We start from the raw sequence: 14,465 nt of genomic DNA, 5'->3' as shown, positions 1-14,465 counted from the left end.
AACTCCACCGGAACGGAGCATTAGCCAAACCCGCGCATCGTCATGCGGGGCAGGGCCGCGATGCCGGCTCTTGCTTTGACGGGCCGCGCGAACAATGATTGATCGCATGGATCGCCGGAAGCGACCGGTTGCGGAGCAAAAAGAATGAACGGTGCGGAAAGCCTGGTGCGGACGATGGTCAAGGGCGGGGTGGACGTCTGCTTCACCAACCCGGGCACTTCCGAGATGCATTTTGTCGCAGCGCTGGATCGTGTGCCGGGCATGCGCTGCGTGCTCGGCCTGTTCGAGGGCGTGGTGACGGGCGCGGCCGACGGCTATTTCCGCATGAAGGGCACGCCGGCCTCGACCCTGCTGCATCTCGGCCCCGGCCTCGCCAACGGCCTTGCCAATCTGCACAACGCCAAGAAGGCCAATTCCGGCATCGTCAACATCGTCGGCCAGCACGCGGTCTACCACATCGGCTACAACGCGCCGCTGACCTCCGACATCGAGGGCCTGGCCCGGCCGATGTCGTCCTGGGTCCGGACCTCGCCGGATGCCAAATCGGTCGCCGCTGACGGCGCCGCGGCCATTGCCGCCGCCAAGAGCGCGCCGCCGCAGATCGCCACCCTGATCCTGCCCGCCGACACCGCCTGGAACGAGGCCGACGGCATCGCCGAGGTCCCGGCCGAGCAGCAGCGCGCGAGCTATTCGCCGCAGGCGGTCGAGCAGGCCGCAAAGATCCTGCATGGCGACGGCGAGGGCACGCTGCTCTTGATGACCGGCAGCGCCCTGAGCGAGCAGGGCCTGGCGTTCGCCGAGCGCATCGCGAACAAGACCGGCTGTACCGTGATGGGCCCGACCTTCCGGCCCAAGATGGCGCGCGGCCGCGGCCGCTTCTCGATCGACCGCATCCATTACGTGATCGAGCAGGCGCTGCCGATGCTGGCCAAGTTCCGTCACATCGTGCTGGTCGAGTCCGACGATCCCGTGGCGTTCTTCGCCTATCCGAACAAGCCGAGCATGCTCAAGCCGGAAGGCTGCGAGGTCCATCGCATGACCTCCTGGGGCGAGAACTCGGTCGCCGCGCTCGAGGCGCTCGCCGGCGCGGTGAAGGCCAGGCCTGCGGACGTCAAGCCGCAGGCTTTGCAGGAGCTGGTCAAGCCGACGGGCGCGCTGACCTTCGCCTCGATCGCGCAGGCGATCGCGTGCGCGATCCCCGAGAACGCCATCATGGTCGACGAGTCCCTGACCACCGGCCGCGGCTTCTTCCCGCCGACCGCGGCGGCAGCTCCCCACGACTGGCTGCAGAACATGGGCGGCTCGATCGGCTTCTCGACGCCGCTGTCGATCGGCGCCGCGATCGCCTGCCCGGACCGCAAGGTCATCACCATGGTCGGTGACGGCAGCGCGATGTACACGATCCAGTCGCTGTGGACCCAGGCGCGCGAGAACCTCAACATCGTCACCATCGTGTTCGCCAACCGCATCTACCAGATCCTGCGCGGCGAGTTCGACAATGTCGGCGCCGGCGAGCCCGGCCAGCGCGCCAACGACATGCTGCGGCTCGACCGTCCGACGCTGGATTTCGTCGCGCTGGCCAAGGGCATGGGCGTGCCCGGCCGCGCCGTCACCAATGCCGACGAGTTCAACAAGGCCTTGGCCGAAGCCGTCGCCGAGCCCGGGCCGCGGCTGATCGAAGTCCAGGTGTAGGTCTGGCCGATCGCGCCGCGAATTCAGCCCTCGTAGCCCGGATGGAGCCAACGGGCCGGCGCAAAGCGCCGCCCGATGACAGGCTCCGCGTAATCCGGGACTTCGTGCGTCTTGCGAGAACCCCGGATTGCGCTACGCTCCATCCGGGCTACGAATTCTTGCGTGCGCGTGATGAGCCCGGAGGCACGATGCAGACCGAGCTGAACAAGGTGGTCGCGGCTGTCAGGGACTTCTACGCCCACGAGGGCTTCCTGTTCGAGAAGGACATCGGCGAGCGCGCGCTGACGCACCGCTTCGCCGTGCATCTGGAGAAGCACTTCTCCGGCTGGTCGGTCGACTGCAATTACGACCGGCTCGGCGAGCGCACGCTGCATCTGCCCCACGGCACCATCATCTCGACCGACGATCATCTGGGAAAATCGATCTATCCCGATGTCGTCGTGCATCAGCGCGAGATCCCGAACAATCTGCTCGCCGTGGAGATCCGCAAGGCGAGCAATCACACGCCGCTGGAGCACGACCAGCACAAGCTGAGGGCGCTGACCGATGTCCACGTCTGGTTTCCCTACTGGATCGGCGTGCTGCTGGTGCTGGACAAGGACCGGGTGACGATGTCGGAGGTCTATGTCAGCAGCGCTGCCGACGACACGCTGTCGCGCTGGTTCGCGGCGCGGCTTGCGGAGGCCGGCCTCGGCGTCGCGGGGTAGTACCTGCAACCATGCCGGCAGGACCCGCTCCGGGTGATCACCGACGACCCATCTGCCTTGCCGGTGACCTGATGGTCGCCGTGTCGTCCGAGACCGGCAGCGGACTGGCGAGCAATGTGATCTCGGCCACAGTTCTCCTGTGGGATCGGACCTAATGTCGCCAGACTTGCACGCGTCGATGCCGCAGGCCTAGCTTCGGCCCGTTGGGATCAGGCAATTTTGGAGGTTCTGATGCAAAAGTCATTCTTGCTGGCCGCGACCGCGGCGCTGGCGCTCATCATGCAGACACCGCTCGCGCAGGCCCAGACCGCGCCCGCCGCCGGCGGGGCCGCCGCGCCTGCGGCGACAGCCACTGCGCCGGCGACGACGGCGGCACCGGCACCTGCTGCGACCACCGACAGCGCCAGCCAGCCGACCGACGCCAAGAAGAGCGCATCGAAGAAGCCGGCGAAGAAGATGACGCGGCAGCAGGAAATCGATCACTCCGTCGACACCGGCACCGTGCCCGCGCGCTATCGCAGCTCGGTGCCCAAGCAGTACCATCAATATATTCCGTTCGATAAGCGGTGACGGATCGCGCGGCGGGGCGCTGGGCGTCGCGCCGCTGCGACCTTCGAAGAACGGAGCTTCAGCCGGGCCCTCCGGCGAACGGTCTGCGACGAACCGCCTCTGCCAGGCGGACTCCGATCGCAGATCCCCGGTGGCGGTCTGCGGGAGCAGTGCTAGAGTAGGCCGAAGCCGGGGGAATGATGAGTGACGACGTGAAGGATGCTGGCCTTGTGGCCATGATCAGCAGCATCCTCGGAGGCAACAAGCGCGCAGACAATGTTGCACCGCCGCCGCTCGCCGAGGCGCCGCCGACAATGCCCGCGAACGGAGCGGAACCGGTTTCCGCGCCCGTCGCCGAGGCAACCTCGATCCGGCAAGAGGATGCGTCCGACGCTGCACCGGCCAAAGCGGAGCCGGTCGAGCAGCCTGCAAAGATCGTCACGACGCGGGATGGCAGACAGCTGCTGCCCGCCGAAGCGATCGCCGATCTCGTGCTGGGCGAGTTGCGCAAGCTGGAGGATTTTCCGGCAAACGGGGCCTCGATCACGGTCTATGGCTACCGGCAATGGAACGCGATGATCACCTTCGCGCCGTTCTCGACCAGCTTCCAGAATGCAACGCGGTTCCGCCAGGCCCTGCCGGATATCGTCTTCAAGCTCCGTCGTTTCGTCGAACTTGAGATATAGTCCGGGACAAGCGGCGTCGCCTGGCGCCGCCCCCGGAACGGTTCGACAGGATTGTTGCATTGAGCGTCGCCTTTACCAAGGAAGAAAGCGCCGAGACCGCGTCCGAGACGCTGTTGCCGGATCGCCCGATCTCGCCGCATCCCAACCTCGTGACGGAAGCCGGCCTGCAGGCGTTGCAGACCCAGCTTCGAGAAGCCCGCGAGGCCTATGAAGCCGCACAAGCCATCGACGACGTCAACGAGAAGCGGCGGCAATCGGCCGTGCCCTTGCGCGACGCCCGCTATCTGACGGAGCGGCTGCGCACGGCGCAGCTCGTTCCCGATCCGGTGTCGAACGACGTCGTCGCTTTCGGCAGCACGGTGACCTTCAGCCGCGCGGACGGCCGCGTGCAGACCTATCGCATCGTCGGCGAGGACGAAGCCGACCCGAAGGCCGGGACGATCTCCTTCGTCGCGCCGGTGGCGCGGTCGCTGATGGGCAAGGCGGTTGGCGATGTCGTCGGGGCAGGCGCGCAGGAGATCGAGATTTTGTCGATCGCGTAGCAATGCGCGCTATCGACAGGAGCGATCTTGTTCGCCTAAAGCATGATCCGGAACAGCGCGAGGCCGTCGTCTCCGCCAAACGAAGCGCGATGGTCGGATGAGACGGTTTCTATCGGGAGCACTGCCGTTCTACGCGCTGGCCGGCCTCGCCGTGTGCATGTACCTCGTTCTGTACAGGACGAGCCTGTTCGACTTGAACGCGATCGTGCACGGCGCCACCGGGTCGGCATGGTTTCCGGCCTTCATGTTCGTCTGCGTGCTGCTGGAAGCGGTGTTCCCGTACTTCGGCTATTTTCCCGGAACGGCCTTGATCCTGATGTCGGTGGCGCTCAGCCCCAAGGCCGTGGATGGCTCCGTCTTCATCGTGGCGTGGCTCGCCATCATCCTCGGCGCCGTTCTCAGCTACGGACAGGCTCGTTTCTTCAGGCCGTTCCTGCAGCGGGTGGCCTCGAAAGCGGCCCTGCGCCGATGCGAATCGCTGTTCGATGCCTACGGTCGTTACGCGCGCATCGCCTTGTTCATCCATCCCAACGCCTGCGCGATGTATTTCACCGCGCTCGGGCTTCTCGGCCGCAATCTGATGCGGGAGCTCGCTTATCTCTGCCTCGGCGCCGCGGCCGCCGTCGGTATTCTGTTCGTCATCGTCACCCGGCTGGTGTCGTCCGTCGGCCCCACCGACGATGGCGAATTGCAGCTGCTGCTGGCGGGCGCGCTGATCGCCATCGGAACTCTGGCCGGTCTCTACACGGCGTGGCGGCCTCAGCGGGCTGCGTGAGCTCGCTCCGCGATCGCTTCCTACACCTCCGCCAGCTCGACGCCCGTCAGCGCGCTCAATTTGCCGATCAACGCGTCCTGAAACCTCGGATCCGCCGCCTCGCTGGCCGGCTGCTGCTGCTCAAGATGATGCCAATAGCGCCCGCTGACCAGGGCCGCGGAATCCTCGCTGACCGCCAGCCAGGTTTGCGTCCGTTGCCCGGTGTCGATATCGACCGGCGCGCCTGCGCCGCCCATCTTCGTGCGCACCCAGCCGGGATCGACGGCGTTGCAGAGGACCTCGGGCCAGCGCCGCGCCAGCGCGAAGGCGAGCGCGACCACGTGCAGCTTGCTCTCGGCATAGGCCTTGGCCGCATCCCAGGGACGCCTGGTCCAGTCGAGGTCGTCGAGCGAACCTTCTCCACCCCGGTGCAATCCGCTGCTGAGATACACCAATCGACCTGGCCGTTCGATCAGCGCCGTCAGCATGTAAGGCGCAAGCGTGTTGATCGCGAGCGTTTCGGCATGGCCTTCCGGCGTCGTGCCACGGGCTGGCCGCGTGTAGACGCCGGCGTTGTGGATGACTGCGTCCATGCGCCCGATCGCGTTGACTTGCTCGGCGACTGCCTTCGTCTCGGCCGCGCTTGTGAGATCGCCGATCGCAATGCCCGCGCAGCGCGACCTCAGTTCGCCGAGCGCGTCGGCACGATCGGCCGAGCGCGCGTGCAGCACCACGCGGTGTCCTTGATCGAGCAGCGATTGCGCCGCCGCCCGGCCGAGGCCATCGGTGCTGCCGGTGATGAAGATGGCCGCCATGTGCTACTCCAGAGGCTAATTCGGGAAAGCCGTAACCCCTTGATCCGGCTGAGGTCGGCTACTGTGCATGGGGTTGTTTTCGAGATTTTGCCGGAGCGGAAGCAAACGCCCCAGTCCGTCGACACGCTTCGAGCTACGCCGGACCCGCTTCGCCATGATTGGACGTGGCTGCGCCACGCGAAGCCTGTTGGCGAAGCGTGGTGGGCGCACAAGGGATCGAACCTTGGACCTCTCCCGTGTGAAGGGAACGCTCTCCCGCTGAGCTATGCGCCCGGGACCATCATGCAGACGGCCGGACCTCGTCGGCCGGCCGGCGCATCGGAGCCCGCGATTTAGAAGTGCGGGCTTGAGGTGTCAAGTTTCCAGGTGCCGCGAGGCCGGAAAACCTTGCCCCGGTCACCCGATGCGCCACCGAGGGGCGATTTGGGCCGCTGATTTGGGCCGCTTACGCGCCCTGCTGGCGCGCGCGGGAGGCGTGGGCCTGCAGCGCCCGGATCCGCTCGGCCAGCGTTCCGCCGCCTTCGGGCAGGCTCGGCGCACCGTTGGTCGCGGCGTCGTTGGCCGGGCGCGGCGCCGGCTTCGGCGGCTGGCCGGCCTCGGCCGCCAGCAGCGCCTCGATCGGCGAGTTCGGGCCTTCGAGCTGCATCGCGAGCTTGGCCACCTCGGCGGCGATGTCGTTGATGCGCTCGCGCAACAGCGCGTTCTCCATGCGCTCGGTCGCCCAGGAGCTCTCGGCCTGCTGCTGGATCGCGTTGACGTCGCGCTGCAGCTTGGCGCGTTCCTCGCGCGCGGTGCGGAGCTGCGCCTCGAGCGCGGTCTTTTCCGCGCGCAGGGTCTCGACGGCGGCCGACGACTTCGCGCTGCTCAAGCCGGCGATGTCGACGCGCAGGTCCTTGATGGTGCGCTCGGCTGCTTCATTGGCCTGGCGCAGCTGGTTGTTCTCGTACTCGCGCTCGGCGAGCAGCTTGCCCTGCGTGGCGAGGCGGCCTTCGAGGTCAGTGACGCGGCCGGACAGCATCTCGGCTTCCTTGACCTGCAGCAGCAGCTGGCGATCGAGCTCGGTGACGCGCTGGCTGAGATTCTCGACCCGGCCACGCGCCTCGCCGAGCTCGCGCGAGGCGGTCTCGGATTCAGTGCGCTCCTGCGCGAGGCGCGCCTGGGTGGCGGCAAATTCCTTCTCGGCGTCGCCGACGCGGTTCTTCAATTCCTCGATCTGCGCGCGCACGGCGAGCAGCTCGACCTGGCGGCTCTCCGCCATCATCGAGCGATCGGAGAGTTCAGAGTTGATCCTGGCGAGCTCGGCCTGCTTGTCGGCCAGCGCGATCTCGGCTTCGCGCAAGGCTGCGGTCTTGGTGTTGAATTCCTCCTCGGTGGCGCGGAGCTGCTCCTTCACCGCTTTCTCGCGCGCCTCGAGCGCGAAGATCGTGGCGTTCTTCTCGCCGAGCTCGATCTTCATGCGGTTGATGGCGTCGCTCTTCTTGCCGAGCTCGGCGAGCTGACTCGTGGTCTTGTTCTTGAGCTGGTCGACGCTCATCTCGAGCCGCCGCGCCGACATGGCGAATTCGGCACGGAGCTGGTCCTTGTCGGCCTGGATCTCCGCCATCGACAGCGGCGTGGCGGCCTCCAGTCGGCGCGTGGTCAGGCGCACGGCGCGGTTATGCACCAGCGGCACGATCGCGAGCCCGCACAGCATCGACAGCAGGAAACCGATCGCCAGGTACATGATCGGTTCGACCATGGGGCAGAACTCCCAAGCTTAAGGAAAAATTCACCAACGACCATGCCATGGGGCGCCGGCAGAAAGCCAGCCCCGGCCTGTCGTTAACCTTGATCCGTAACCGGATGGGAGCAGAAGGACCTAGAACGGGTTCCAGGTCGCCCGCGGGGTGTATTTGAGATAGCCGATATTGGCGCCCAGCCGCAGGCCGAGCCCAGAGCGGATCGGCACCAGCACGATGTTGTTGGCGGTGAGCGCCGTCATGCCGAAGCCGCCGATGATATAGGCCGAGCCGTCGAGGCCGGCGAAGCGCTGGTAGATCGCGTTGGTGGCGGGCAGGTTGTAGACCAGCGTCATGGTGCGCGCGCCATCGCCGCCCCAGTCGAAGCCGAGCGAGGGGCCCTGCCAGTAGACGCGCAGATCCCCGGCGTTCTTGGTGTAGAGCGTGCCTTCGCCGTAGCGCAGGCCAGCGACGAAGGCGCCGGAACCTTCCTCACCCAGGATGTAGCCGTTGGGCAGGCCCCATTGGCTGACCGCCTTCTCGATGATCGAGGCGAGCCCGCGCGAGACGTTGCCGAAGAAGCGGTGGCCGGCGGTGACGAGCTCGTCCGGTCCGTAGGTGCTGGGCGTCGGGGTCCGCTGCGGCGGCGGCAGGTCCGGCGGCGGCGCCGTCTGGGCCGAAGCCGGCACGATCCAGCCGACCATCGCGGCAAGCGCGAGCGCAGCAAGGCGTGATGCGAAAGTCATGAAAGAACCCCTGGTACCGAATCCGGTCGCTTCCTTAACCTGACGCCAACAGGCATGGCTCTAGGTTGCGCCGGATGTCCCCTCGACTCGGATGTTATCCGTAGCAACTATGACGGCACAACGGCAGGAAGATAGCCCTTTGCGCCCCGGAATCGCCTTGATCGGGCTCCTCGTCTGCCTGCTGTCGGGCATATGGATTGCCGGCTCGGGGTTGCCGGCCGAGGCCGCCACCACCGAGCGGGTCGTCGTCAACCGCTTCACCGGCGTCGCCATCGAAGGCTTCGACCCCGTCGCCTATTTCGTCGATGGCCAGGCGGTGCAGGGCACGGCGGAGTTCGAGGCGAACCTGTGGGGCGCGGTCTGGCGCTTCCGCAACGAGGGCAACCGCGCCTCCTTCCTGGCCCATCCCGAAATCTATGGACCGCAATTCGGCGGCTACGATCCCGCCGATATCGCCCGCGGCGTCACCATCGCAGGCAATCCCCGTTTCTTCGCGATCGCGGCGCAGCGGCTGTATCTGTTCAGCCGGGAAGCCAATCGCGACGCCTTCGCCGCCAATCCCGAACGGTTCCTCTATGAGGTCGGCAAGCGCTGGCCGGCGCTTCTGGAACAGCTCGGTCAGTAGCGGCCTACCGCCTGCGGATCGCCCCAGGCGATGAATTCCGGGATGATGAAGCCGCTCGCCTGCCGCGCACCGAAGCGCAGCTCGCCGCCTTGGCCGTCGGTCACCCTGCCGCCGGCCGCGGTCACGACCGCAGCACCGGCCCCGACGTCCCATTCACAGGTGGGCCCGAAGCGCGGGTAGATGTCGGCGCTGCCTTCCGCGATCCGGCCGAATTTCACGGCCGAGCCGCAGGTCTTGCGCACGGCATTGGGCCTGTCATCGATGAAGGCCTCGCTCCTGGGATCGCCATGCGAGCGGCTCACCGCTGCGATCCAGGGCTCGCCTCGCGCCGGCAGCTTGCGGGTGTGGATCGGCTCGGCTGCGCCGATGGTCGCGTCGTCAAACCTTACGCGCTCGGCGCCGCGGCCGACGATGCCGCGCCAGAGCACGCCGAGCGCGGGCGCGCTGACGATGCCGAGCAGCGGCGCGCCTGACGTCACCAGGGCGAGGTTGACGGTGAACTCGTCGCGACCGGCGACAAATTCCTTGGTGCCGTCGAGCGGATCGATCAGGAAGAAGCTGGCGTCAAACGGAGGCGAGCCGAGCTGGGCCCGCTCTTCCGAGAGCGTCGGGACGTCGCCTGCGAGCTGTGCCAGGCCCTCGGCGATGATGCGGTCGGCGGCGAGGTCGGCCTCGGTCACGGGCGAGCCATCCTGCTTGCCCTCGACCCGCATCGCCGCGCGGTTGACCGACAGGATCGCCTCGCCCGCCTTCACGACCAGCGCCGTCAGCGGCTCCATCAGGCCGGAGGCGGCCGCGCCGTCGATGATCCGCTTCACCTGGATGCCTCAATCATCGGCAATTCGTTCCTTCTCGACTGATTCGGCCCGATCGATTGATTGGGCTTATGTCCGCCTCGACCCGATCGCAAGCTAGCTGCCGCGGGCTGGCGAATGTTAGAACCCGCAGCATCCGTCAAGCATGCGTGATTCGCGGCGTCCAGCGCCGTGCATTCCAGGAACCCTCCAGGACCCCTTTATATGTCTGACGCCTCGTCGCCCGCGACCGCTACTGCTCCCGATATGCTCGAACTCGCCGCGCTGCTGTGCTCGCGGGTCTGCCACGATCTCATCAGCCCCGTCGGCGCCATCGTCAACGGGCTCGAGGTGCTCGACGACGATCCCAAGCCCGAAGACCGGGAGTTCGCGCTCGACCTGATCCGCAAGAGCGCCAAGACCGCCTCGGCCCGGCTTCAGTTCTGCCGTCTTGCCTTCGGCGCGGCCGGCTCCTCCGGCGCGCAGATCGATCTCGGCGATGCCCAGACCATGGCGAAAGGCCACATCGAGGACGGCAAGTGCTCGATCACCTGGAATCTGCCGCGGCTCCTCCTGCCGAAGAACCGCGTCAAGCTGCTGCTGAACATGCTGGTCGTCGCCCAGCACACGATCCCGCGCGGCGGCATGCTGACGATCGACCCGATCGGCGAGGGCGAGACGATGAGCTTTCGCATCACCGCGACCGGTCACAACGCGCGCCTGCCGCAGAACATCTCCGAGCTGCTGAGCGGCGAGCGCGGGCCTGCCGCCGATGCGCACGCGATCCAGCCTTATTATACGCGGCTGCTGGCGCAGGCCTGCGGGCTCACCGTGAAGCTCGCGCCGGAAGGCGAAGCCATCACCGTTACCGCTTCGTAAACGGCGCGTCGCGCCCCGGCCTCTTAAGCAAATCTTTACGAGGCGCTTCGGCTTGTCCGGAGCGCCTTATCTCTTTGTTGGTTCCGTTCTTTTGCACATACTCAACCAATATTAAACGCTTTGCGGTGAAGCTGGCATCATTCCGAAATGGCGCATCACACCTCGTGCGCGCCCTTCCTGTATGAAGGCCTTTTTCATGGATGATCTGTTGCGGGAGTTTTTGACGGAGACCAGCGAGAGCCTGGACACCGTGGACAATCAATTGGTGAAGTTCGAGCAGGAGCCGAACAACGCCAAGATCCTGGATAACATCTTCCGCCTGGTCCACACCATCAAGGGCACCTGCGGCTTCCTCGGCCTGCCGCGGCTGGAAGCGCTGGCCCATGCCGGCGAGACCTTGATGGGCAAATTCCGTGACGGCATGCCGGTGACGGCCGAAGCCGTGACGGTGATCCTGTCCTCGATCGACCGCATCAAGGAGATCCTCGCAGGTCTCGAAGCCACCGAGGCCGAGCCTGAAGGCAACGACCGCGACCTCATCGACAAGCTGGAAGCCATGGTCGAGCAGGGGATGGCCGCCATGTCAGGCTCGGCGCAGCCGATGCCGTCAGCGTCGGCTTCGCCGATCGCGGCGGCAGGTGCAGTCGCTGCCGCTCCCGTCGCCGACGCGCCGCCGCTGGTGCCGGAAGCCCCGGCTGCCGCGCCCGCCAAGGAGATGGCCACGGGCACGCTGATCGACCAGACCCTGGAGCGTCCGCTGCGTCCGGGCGAGGTCTCGCTCGACGAGCTCGAGCGCGCCTTCCGCGAGACCGCGATCGAAGCACCGGTGCCCGCGCCGGTTGCCAAGCCCGAAGTGAAGCCCGAGGTGAAGGCCGAGGTTGCACCTGAAGCGCTGGCCGCCATGTCCTCGCGCGAGATCGCCGGCGTGCTCAATCTGCGCGGCCGCATCGTCACCGTGGTCGACATGCGCGCCCGTCTCGGCCTGCCGCAGCCCGAGGACGGCAAGGTGCCGATGGCGGTCGGCGTCGATCTGCGCGGCGAATCCTACGGCCTTCTGATCGACCAGATCGGCGAGGTGCTGCGCCTGCCCGAAGCCGGCATGGAAGAGAACCCCGTCAACCTCGATCCCCGCATGGCCAAGCTCGCCGGCGGCGTCCACCGCCTCGACGGACAGCTCATGGTCGTCCTCGACGTCGATCGCGTCCTCGAGCTCGCGCCCGAGATGATGGCGGCCTGATACCGCGGCCTCACCGCCGACGGACCTGCAATTGGAAGTGCCCCCCAACGGGGGGAGGAAGCAGAGGTTCACATGCGCACTTGTCTCGTCGTTGATGATTCCAGCGTCATCCGCAAGGTTGCGCGCCGCATCCTGGAGGGCCTCGACTTCCAGATCCTCGAAGCCGAGGACGGTGAGAAGGCGCTGGAAGCCTGCAAGCGCGGCTTGCCCGACGCGGTGCTGCTCGACTGGAACATGCCGGTGATGGACGGTTACGAGTTTCTCGGCCATCTCAGGCGGATGCCCGGCGGCGACCAGCCCAAGGTGGTGTTCTGCACCACTGAGAACGACGTCGCGCATATCGCGCGCGCGCTGCATGCCGGCGCCAACGAATACATTATGAAGCCGTTCGACAAGGATATCGTCACGGCGAAATTCCAGGAAGTCGGCCTTATCTGAGCGATCCGCCGGTGGCCGACCGGATTCTTCGGCGCCTGTTTTCAACTGTCTCCTTTCAGTCTGAGTTGGTGAGTAATGAGTGTTGCGTTCGCAGGTAATTCGACCACGACCGGCTCGCGTGAAGCGGGGCCGCTGCGGGTGATGATCGTCGACGACTCCGTCGTCATCCGCGGTCTGATCTCGCGCTGGGTCGGTGCCGAGCACGACATGGAGGTCGCAGCCTCGCTGCGGACCGGGCTCGAGGCGGTCAACCAGATCGAACGCATCAACCCTGACGTCGCGGTGCTCGACATCGAAATGCCCGAGCTCGACGGCATTTCGGCGCTGCCGAGGCTGCTGGCGAAGAAGCGCGACCTGGTCATCATCATGGCCTCGACGCTGACCCGCCGCAACGCGGAAATCAGCTTCAAGGCGCTGTCGCTCGGTGCGGCCGATTACATTCCGAAGCCGGAATCGACCCGCGAGGCGTCGGCCGCGGACATCTTTCATCACGACCTGATCCAGAAGATCCGTCATCTCGGCGCGCGGCTGCGGCGCAAGTCCGCAGTTGCGAGCCCGCCGCTGGCGCCCGCGAGCCCGGCTCCGGCCCCGCGCGGTCCCGTTGCGCGGCCCGCAGCGCCCGCTGCGACCGTGCAGGCCGCGCCGTCGGGATCGCTGGCGCTTCGCCCATTCTCCAATCAGGCCCCCAAGGTGCTGCTGATCGGCTCCTCGACCGGCGGTCCGCAGGCGCTGATGGCGCTCGTCACCGAACTCGGCCCGGTGATCGACCGCTTCCCGGTGCTGATCACCCAGCACATGCCGCCGACCTTCACGACCATCCTCGCCGAGCATCTGGCGCGTTCGAGCCGCCGGCCGGCAGCCGAGGCGGTCGACGGCGAGCCGGTGAAGCCGGGACGGATCTATCTCGCGCCCGGTGGCAAGCACATGCGCGTCGCACGCAACGGCGCGGACACCGTGATCGCGCTCGACGACGGCCCCGCGGTCAATTTCTGCAAGCCCGCGGTCGACCCGCTCTTCATCTCGGCCATCGATATCTGGCACGGCAACATTCTCTCCGTGATCCTGACGGGCATGGGCTCGGACGGCATGCGCGGCGGCAAGGACATCGTCGCCGCCGGCGGCAGCGTCATCGCGCAGGACGAAGCCTCCAGCGTGGTCTGGGGCATGCCCGGCGCGGCGGCCAATGCCGGCATCTGCGCGGCCGTTTTGCCGCTCAACCAGATCGGCGCCAAGGTCAACCGCCTGTTCGCGGGAGACCGCTCGTGACGCCCACCGATTACGACTATCTGCGCAAGTTCCTGAAAGAGCGCTCCGGGCTCGATCTCTCGGCCGACAAGCAATATCTGGTCGAGAGCCGGCTCTTGCCGCTGGCGCGCAAGGCGAGCCTTCCCGGCATTCCCGATCTGGTGCTGAAGATCAGGAACGGCGACGGCCGGCTTGCGACCGACGTGGTCGAAGCCATGACCACCAACGAGACGTTCTTCTACCGCGACAAGATCCCGTTCGATCACTTACGCGACACCATCCTGCCGGGCCTGGTCCAGGCGCGCGCGGCGCGCAAGAGCCTGCGCATCTGGTCGGCGGCGTCCTCGACCGGGCAGGAGCCCTATTCGATCGCGATGTGCGTGAAGGAGATGGGCGCGGCCCTCGCCGGCTGGCGCATCGAGATCGTCGCCACCGACCTGTCGCAGGAGGTGTTGGAGAAGTCGAAGGCCGGCGTCTACAGCCAGTTCGAAGTGCAGCGCGGTCTGCCGATCCAGATGCTGGTCAAATATTTCAAGCAGACCGGTGAGCTCTGGCAGCTCAATGCCGACATTCGCGCCATGGTGCAGTTCCGCCAGCTCAATCTGCTGCAGGACTTCTCTCATCTCGGCACGTTCGACGTGATCTTCTGCCGCAACGTGCTGATCTATTTCGACCAGGACACCAAGGCGGTGATCTTCGAGCGGATGGCGAAGGCGCTGGAAGCCGACGGCACGCTGCTGCTGGGGGCCGCCGAATCCGTCGTCGGCATCACCGATGCATTCCGTCCCATCGCGGACCGCCGCGGTCTCTACCAGCTCAATCCCGCCCGCTCAGGCCGCCCGATGGGCGGATTGATGCCGCAGCCGCTGAAGCTCGCCGCGGCGAAGTGAGTTCTTTCTTCCTTCTCCCCTTGTGGGAGAAGGTGGCGCGAAGCGCCGGATGAGGGGTTGCTTCAGCAAACTCCAATGCGAGATGTGTGCGAGGATAGAGACCCCTCACCCGTCTCGCCGCTTCGCGGCGAGCCACCCTCTCCCACAA

General features: G+C 66.5%; 16 protein-coding genes and 1 tRNA gene. 12 read left to right on the top strand and 5 right to left on the bottom strand.

The window, feature by feature from the left end:
- Window positions 1–144: 144 nt before the first annotated feature.
- From DCM79_RS01140 to DCM79_RS01115, 6 genes are all read left to right on the top strand, one after another.
- Window positions 145–1,692, top strand: coding sequence for an acetolactate synthase large subunit (locus DCM79_RS01140; protein ID WP_257178145.1), 1,548 nt, complete (start codon window positions 145–147; stop codon window positions 1,690–1,692).
- Window positions 1,693–1,880: 188 nt separating this feature from the next.
- Window positions 1,881–2,399, top strand: a complete 519-nt coding sequence (locus DCM79_RS01135; RefSeq protein ID WP_257178144.1) for a hypothetical protein — start codon at window positions 1,881–1,883, stop codon at window positions 2,397–2,399.
- Between the two features lie 231 nt (window positions 2,400–2,630).
- Window positions 2,631–2,969: a hypothetical protein gene (locus tag DCM79_RS01130; RefSeq protein WP_257178143.1), complete on the top strand. Its 339-nt coding sequence runs from the start codon at window positions 2,631–2,633 to the stop codon at window positions 2,967–2,969.
- Window positions 2,970–3,148: 179 nt separating this feature from the next.
- Window positions 3,149–3,634 carry a hypothetical protein gene (locus DCM79_RS01125; RefSeq protein ID WP_257180917.1) on the top strand — a complete coding sequence of 162 codons (486 nt, stop codon included), beginning with the start codon at window positions 3,149–3,151 and terminating at the stop codon, window positions 3,632–3,634.
- A 59-nt stretch (window positions 3,635–3,693) separates the two neighbouring features.
- A complete protein-coding gene (greA, locus tag DCM79_RS01120) occupies window positions 3,694–4,176 on the top strand; it encodes a transcription elongation factor GreA (RefSeq protein ID WP_257178142.1) in 483 nt (160 codons plus the stop codon).
- Between the two features lie 97 nt (window positions 4,177–4,273).
- Window positions 4,274–4,951: a hypothetical protein gene (locus DCM79_RS01115; RefSeq protein ID WP_257178141.1), complete on the top strand. Its 678-nt coding sequence runs from the start codon at window positions 4,274–4,276 to the stop codon at window positions 4,949–4,951.
- Window positions 4,952–4,971: 20 nt separating this feature from the next.
- Here the strand turns inward: DCM79_RS01115 and DCM79_RS01110 are convergent, their stop codons facing one another.
- The 4 genes from DCM79_RS01110 to DCM79_RS01095 form a co-directional block, all read right to left on the bottom strand.
- Complete coding sequence (locus tag DCM79_RS01110) at window positions 4,972–5,745, bottom strand: SDR family NAD(P)-dependent oxidoreductase (RefSeq protein ID WP_257178140.1); 774 nt, start codon at window positions 5,743–5,745, stop codon at window positions 4,972–4,974.
- 198 nt (window positions 5,746–5,943) lie between these two features.
- A tRNA-Val gene (locus tag DCM79_RS01105) sits at window positions 5,944–6,018 on the bottom strand.
- Window positions 6,019–6,190: 172 nt separating this feature from the next.
- Window positions 6,191–7,483 carry a hypothetical protein gene (locus DCM79_RS01100; RefSeq protein ID WP_257178139.1) on the bottom strand — a complete coding sequence of 431 codons (1,293 nt, stop codon included), beginning with the start codon at window positions 7,481–7,483 and terminating at the stop codon, window positions 6,191–6,193.
- A gap of 120 nt (window positions 7,484–7,603) precedes the next feature.
- Window positions 7,604–8,209: a DUF1134 domain-containing protein gene (locus DCM79_RS01095; RefSeq protein WP_028134577.1), complete on the bottom strand. Its 606-nt coding sequence runs from the start codon at window positions 8,207–8,209 to the stop codon at window positions 7,604–7,606.
- Window positions 8,210–8,348: 139 nt separating this feature from the next.
- Between DCM79_RS01095 and DCM79_RS01090 the strand changes: the two genes are divergently transcribed.
- Window positions 8,349–8,834, top strand: a complete 486-nt coding sequence (locus tag DCM79_RS01090; RefSeq protein ID WP_257178138.1) for a YHS domain-containing (seleno)protein — start codon at window positions 8,349–8,351, stop codon at window positions 8,832–8,834.
- Here the strand turns inward: DCM79_RS01090 and cysQ are convergent.
- Complete coding sequence (cysQ, locus tag DCM79_RS01085) at window positions 8,828–9,652, bottom strand: 3'(2'),5'-bisphosphate nucleotidase CysQ (protein WP_257178137.1); 825 nt, start codon at window positions 9,650–9,652, stop codon at window positions 8,828–8,830. The two genes, DCM79_RS01090 and cysQ, sit on opposite strands and share 7 nt — an antisense overlap.
- Window positions 9,653–9,853: 201 nt before the next feature.
- Between cysQ and chpT the strand changes: the two genes are divergently transcribed.
- From chpT to DCM79_RS01055, 5 genes are all read left to right on the top strand, one after another.
- A complete protein-coding gene (chpT, locus tag DCM79_RS01080) occupies window positions 9,854–10,507 on the top strand; it encodes a histidine phosphotransferase ChpT (RefSeq protein ID WP_028134580.1) in 654 nt (217 codons plus the stop codon).
- 196 nt (window positions 10,508–10,703) lie between these two features.
- Complete coding sequence (locus DCM79_RS01075) at window positions 10,704–11,744, top strand: chemotaxis protein CheW (RefSeq protein ID WP_373568183.1); 1,041 nt, start codon at window positions 10,704–10,706, stop codon at window positions 11,742–11,744.
- A 72-nt stretch (window positions 11,745–11,816) separates the two neighbouring features.
- Entirely contained in the window at window positions 11,817–12,182 is a 366-nt protein-coding gene (locus tag DCM79_RS01065; protein ID WP_007600538.1) for a PleD family two-component system response regulator, read from the top strand.
- 75 nt (window positions 12,183–12,257) lie between these two features.
- Complete coding sequence (locus tag DCM79_RS01060; protein ID WP_257178136.1) at window positions 12,258–13,448, top strand: chemotaxis response regulator protein-glutamate methylesterase; 1,191 nt, start codon at window positions 12,258–12,260, stop codon at window positions 13,446–13,448.
- Window positions 13,445–14,317 (top strand): protein-glutamate O-methyltransferase CheR, encoded by an 873-nt coding sequence (locus tag DCM79_RS01055; RefSeq protein ID WP_257178135.1) that lies wholly within the window; start codon window positions 13,445–13,447, stop codon window positions 14,315–14,317. Before DCM79_RS01060 ends, DCM79_RS01055 begins: the two co-directional genes overlap by 4 nt.
- The last annotated feature ends 148 nt before the right edge of the window (window positions 14,318–14,465 follow it).

This window comes from Bradyrhizobium sp. WBOS07 (genome assembly GCF_024585165.1).
Classification (GTDB): Bacteria; Pseudomonadota; Alphaproteobacteria; order Rhizobiales; family Xanthobacteraceae; genus Bradyrhizobium; species Bradyrhizobium japonicum_B.
Note: the sequence above shows the minus strand (reverse complement) of the source record. Positions and strands in the feature narration are given on the sequence as shown.

What these genes read in the sequence shown, in the direction of transcription:
- DCM79_RS01060 (WP_257178136.1), top strand. Translation starts at nt 12,258, where the DNA reads ATGAGTGTTGCGTTCGCAGGTAATTCGACCACGACCGGCTCGCGTGAA.
- DCM79_RS01100 (WP_257178139.1), bottom strand. Translation starts at nt 7,483, where the DNA reads ATGGTCGAACCGATCATGTACCTGGCGATCGGTTTCCTGCTGTCGATG.
- DCM79_RS01125 (WP_257180917.1), top strand. Translation starts at nt 3,149, where the DNA reads ATGAGTGACGACGTGAAGGATGCTGGCCTTGTGGCCATGATCAGCAGC.
- DCM79_RS01140 (WP_257178145.1), top strand. Translation starts at nt 145, where the DNA reads ATGAACGGTGCGGAAAGCCTGGTGCGGACGATGGTCAAGGGCGGGGTG.
- DCM79_RS01115 (WP_257178141.1), top strand. Translation starts at nt 4,274, where the DNA reads ATGAGACGGTTTCTATCGGGAGCACTGCCGTTCTACGCGCTGGCCGGC.
- chpT (WP_028134580.1), top strand. Translation starts at nt 9,854, where the DNA reads ATGTCTGACGCCTCGTCGCCCGCGACCGCTACTGCTCCCGATATGCTC.
- DCM79_RS01130 (WP_257178143.1), top strand. Translation starts at nt 2,631, where the DNA reads ATGCAAAAGTCATTCTTGCTGGCCGCGACCGCGGCGCTGGCGCTCATC.
- DCM79_RS01110 (WP_257178140.1), bottom strand. Translation starts at nt 5,745, where the DNA reads ATGGCGGCCATCTTCATCACCGGCAGCACCGATGGCCTCGGCCGGGCG.
- DCM79_RS01075 (WP_373568183.1), top strand. Translation starts at nt 10,704, where the DNA reads ATGGATGATCTGTTGCGGGAGTTTTTGACGGAGACCAGCGAGAGCCTG.
- DCM79_RS01065 (WP_007600538.1), top strand. Translation starts at nt 11,817, where the DNA reads ATGCGCACTTGTCTCGTCGTTGATGATTCCAGCGTCATCCGCAAGGTT.
- DCM79_RS01095 (WP_028134577.1), bottom strand. Translation starts at nt 8,209, where the DNA reads ATGACTTTCGCATCACGCCTTGCTGCGCTCGCGCTTGCCGCGATGGTC.
- DCM79_RS01135 (WP_257178144.1), top strand. Translation starts at nt 1,881, where the DNA reads ATGCAGACCGAGCTGAACAAGGTGGTCGCGGCTGTCAGGGACTTCTAC.